The organism is Candidatus Cardinium sp. cBcalN2 (assembly GCF_022810445.1).
Lineage (GTDB): Bacteria > Bacteroidota > Bacteroidia > Cytophagales > Amoebophilaceae > Cardinium.
Map to the genome: position 1 here is coordinate 1 of NZ_JAACGD010000095.1, position 3,743 is coordinate 3,743.

At 35.1% G+C, this 3,743-nt stretch carries 3 protein-coding genes; all 3 read right to left on the minus strand.

Annotated features, from left to right (window positions below; translation table 11 throughout):
- Nucleotides 1-4: 4 nt before the first annotated feature.
- The 3 genes from MUW74_RS02905 to ruvC all read right to left on the minus strand — a co-directional run bounded on the left by MUW74_RS02905 (nt 5) and on the right by ruvC (nt 3,417).
- Complete coding sequence (locus MUW74_RS02905; protein WP_243553058.1) at nt 5-346, minus strand: hypothetical protein; 342 nt, start codon at nt 344-346, stop codon at nt 5-7.
- A 76-nt stretch (nt 347-422) separates the two neighbouring features.
- Nucleotides 423-2,060: an AAA family ATPase gene (locus MUW74_RS02910; protein WP_243516906.1), complete on the minus strand. Its 1,638-nt coding sequence runs from the start codon at nt 2,058-2,060 to the stop codon at nt 423-425.
- An 802-nt stretch (nt 2,061-2,862) separates the two neighbouring features.
- Nucleotides 2,863-3,417: a crossover junction endodeoxyribonuclease RuvC gene (gene ruvC, locus MUW74_RS02915; RefSeq protein ID WP_243516908.1), complete on the minus strand. Its 555-nt coding sequence runs from the start codon at nt 3,415-3,417 to the stop codon at nt 2,863-2,865.
- Nucleotides 3,418-3,743 lie beyond the last annotated feature (326 nt).

Genomic DNA, 3,743 nt, shown 5'->3' on the forward strand with positions numbered 1-3,743 from the left:
AATATCAACTACTACACATATATCTGATAATTATTTGTTGTGGATTATTATCTGTCTTAATGCTAATAGTTACTGTGTTTTTAGTATCTGTACGTAAGGTAAACGTTCTATTTCCACCTCTGAATACCTGAGCACCATTTTGGTGTACTTTAACTTTATCCGCGGGTATATTGAGTTTATTTCTTAATTCTGTAAATGCAGCATTAGTACTACCATTACCTTTAAATTGCACTCTTTTTCCTTTGCTTGTTATAAGTTTATGAAACTTTCCGTCTGAAAGTAAATCTCCCACAGCGTCAATTTTCCCACCGTTAACATACCTTGAAGAGGTTTTAGTTCCCTTCACCACCCCTCCTCCGGTTTGGTTAGATTATTTCCTTCCGAACAATTCCTCCTTTATAGAATTGATAACCAAATACATTTTACTCTTCTAAATGTTCTTCATGTATTTCGTACTCCCAATTATCTATCATTCTGGTTTCCTCATTGAAGTTAATGCCTAGTAGTATAATCGCTTTTTGTCTGAGTAAATAAGGTTTGTAATAACCGTTTGTTTTGATTTGCTCTAAGGCTATTTTTCCGCTGGACTTATACTTGATTTCTATAATATATATGGATGATTCTAATTCTAAAACAATATCGGATCTACCTTTACTGGAAGGAGATTCGCTATATATCTGCATTTTCCTACCGCCCAAAAATCCTAACCCTTGCAGTAGCATATGTAAATTGCTATGGTACTGTTTTTCCTGTTTCGTATCGATATAGTAAGGAAGCGTAGCAAAAGCAGTATTGATACTATCTATAAATGATTTGATTTTTTTATTGGACAGTGCATTTCTAATTTTATCTCGCTCTTGTATGAAGTAATCTTTTAAGTTCTTTTCTAAACACGATTGTATACTTTTCTGAAAAGAGGCTTCTATTTCTTTATTAGGAAACTTTAAAGTATATAGACCAGTAGATTCATCATAATTGCCAATGGTTAGATAGCCTGTTTGAAACATCAAAGACTTTAAACTAATCTCATTTCTACTTTCTGTATACATTAGGTCCTCTCTGGTAGCTTCTATTTCGAGGTTATCCATACTAAGGTCAAACCTATCAGGATCTGCTAACATCTGGTTAATGAGTAAACTTGGACTACCTGATTCGTACCAATAGTTTTCTAGTTTACCAGAGTCTAAAAATCTTAACGTAGACCATGGATTATAGACACTTACCCCATCCTCATAAAACTTATATCCATTGTAATAGGTTGCAATACGTTCTATTACTTCTGATTCAGTTATTTTTTTATTTGATTTTTTGCTCCATTTTTCAGCAATATCTTCTAAGTTTTTTGAGAATATGGTTACAATTTCTTGTTGCGTATAACCAAACATGGCATCTGCAGATGCATCAATGGTAATATCTTTTAAATGATTGGCCCCTGAGAATACATCAGATAAACTGAATTTGCTTACGCCAGTGATAAAGGTGAGTTGGAAATAGTTATTTAACGATTTTAAGCTCATAAAGAAATCTTTCATGACTTTTATATTGGCTTTTTCTAGGTCAGAACCTCTGGTTAGATTAATAATAGGTGCATCGTACTCGTCTATTAATATTATTACTTTAGGCTCGTAATCATTCATTACCTTAACCATATCTCTCATGAGGTTAGAAATCTTTACTTTAAACTCATGTCCTCTAAGTGTTAACTTATATTGTAAAGCAATTTCTGTAAGTGTATCCTCTAAAGATAGCTGAAGTAAATCAGGCGTGTTATTGTTTAATCCTGAAAAGTCTAAATTAATGATAGGGTATTTCTTCCACTCATATCCATTTTCTGGCCTACCTATGTGGTAATCTTTAAAAATTTCTTTTTCTCCACTACATATGGCAGCCAGTGTATTAATAAATAGAGATTTCCCAAATCTTCGAGGCCTAGCTATGAAAATAGGATTTCTCTTTTCAATTAATTCTTGTGCATATCTCGTTTTATCTACGTAGTAGCCTGTTTCAATGACTGATTTAACATCTGAATAGCCAATAGGTAGTGCATTTATCTTACGCATGATTTTATCTTTTTTTTCTTTCCCTTTCGTTGATTTCGTATGCTATCATACTCTTCCAAGCAAGCCGATCTTGCGCAACTGCAATAGATTGCCGGTCAACTTTAGTTAAAGTAGAAGCCTTCTGTCGTAATTTTACAGCTTTTTCTTTAAGTTTGGTCAATACAATAATGTTTTTTTGTAGCAGATTGTAAGCTGCTAGCCGTTCATTGACTTTAAGTGTAGTAGTTTGAGATGAAGGGGAGTCTTGACACAGTTTATTTTATTGAACATTTCCTTTGTCAGATTAAATATCAACTACTACACCACAACTTGTTAAGAGTTGGCCTAACAATAATAGGTGGGCCATCAAGCGTTTACAGGGAAAGTAAATCATTACTTTGTATCATTCCGATCTGGCAATGATTCGCCTGTTACACGCATCTCCATTTGATGTGATTTATTGCACCTAGCAAGGGGTAACCATAAGCGATGTAATCGTTGCATGATACTACTTGTTAAAAAAATGAAATGGAAGGTTGGATGAATAATAGATACAAAACAAATTTTTAAAAAAAAAATTTAATAGACTAAACCAATAGATACGCGTAACTAATCTTTATGAAAATCAGTATTTTACACTCTTATATAAGCATGGATGATAGTAGGGAATGTTGATGTTTAAAAAATGAGCTATATGAAGATGGTTATTACATATGTAGGACCTATAACTATCACGGCCTCAGTACATACGTTTACCAATTGGTCCAAAAACACATCTGAGATGGCGTTCCCTGGGGATGTAAGAGAAACGGAATCCAAAAAACTAGGAAGAAAGTATATGATTGGGATGAGCGGCTACAAATTGCTTCCAGCTTTTAGCCTTAGCAGGGGTAGATAGCCGTTGTTGACTATGGCATAAAGCTACGGCTAGTGCATCAGAAGCATCTAAAAAGGAAGATGGCGTGGGTATGTTAAGTAGATAGCTAACCATAGTAGCCACTTGCTGCTTTGAAGCATTGCCATTTCCAGTAACCGCTTGTTTGACCTTACGTGGCGCATATTCTGTAACAGGCATTTGGCAAGCTAGTGCTGCTGCAATAGCTACCCCCTGTGCCCTACCTAATTTAAGCATAGATTGCACATTCGTGCCATAGAAAATGGACTCAATAGCTACTTCATCTGGCGCATGTTTTTGAAATAAATCCATCATATGCAGATAGATATGACGCATGCGTAGCATATGCTTTTTGTATTTTTGTAATTGGAAAACACCATGTTCTATTAGCTGTAGCGCACTACCCTTTTTCGTTTCCTGAATAATCCCAAACCCCATAATTACACTTCCAGGATCGAGGCCTAGAATAATTCTTCCACTCATAGGTTAAGCTTTTACCTTGTTTATTATAATTTATTCTAATAATTTAAATCTTAACAAATGTATTTATACTGATACGGTTCAAGACTATGGCGGTGCTAGGCAACAAACCTCTTGTAAAATAATTGCGATCAGCCATCACTCCTTACAGCTGCAATAGAAAAACAGTTTGTTGGAAGTCCACGTAGCGGGCAACTTCTCTATTTGACGGCTGCAAAGTAGCCGTTCAGCGCATTGGTAAAGCTACGTAGAAAAAGCAAAAACGCTACTTGTAAAATAGTTCCGATCAGCAAGCAGCCCTTACAGCTGAAACTTTTTACTGAGGGCTT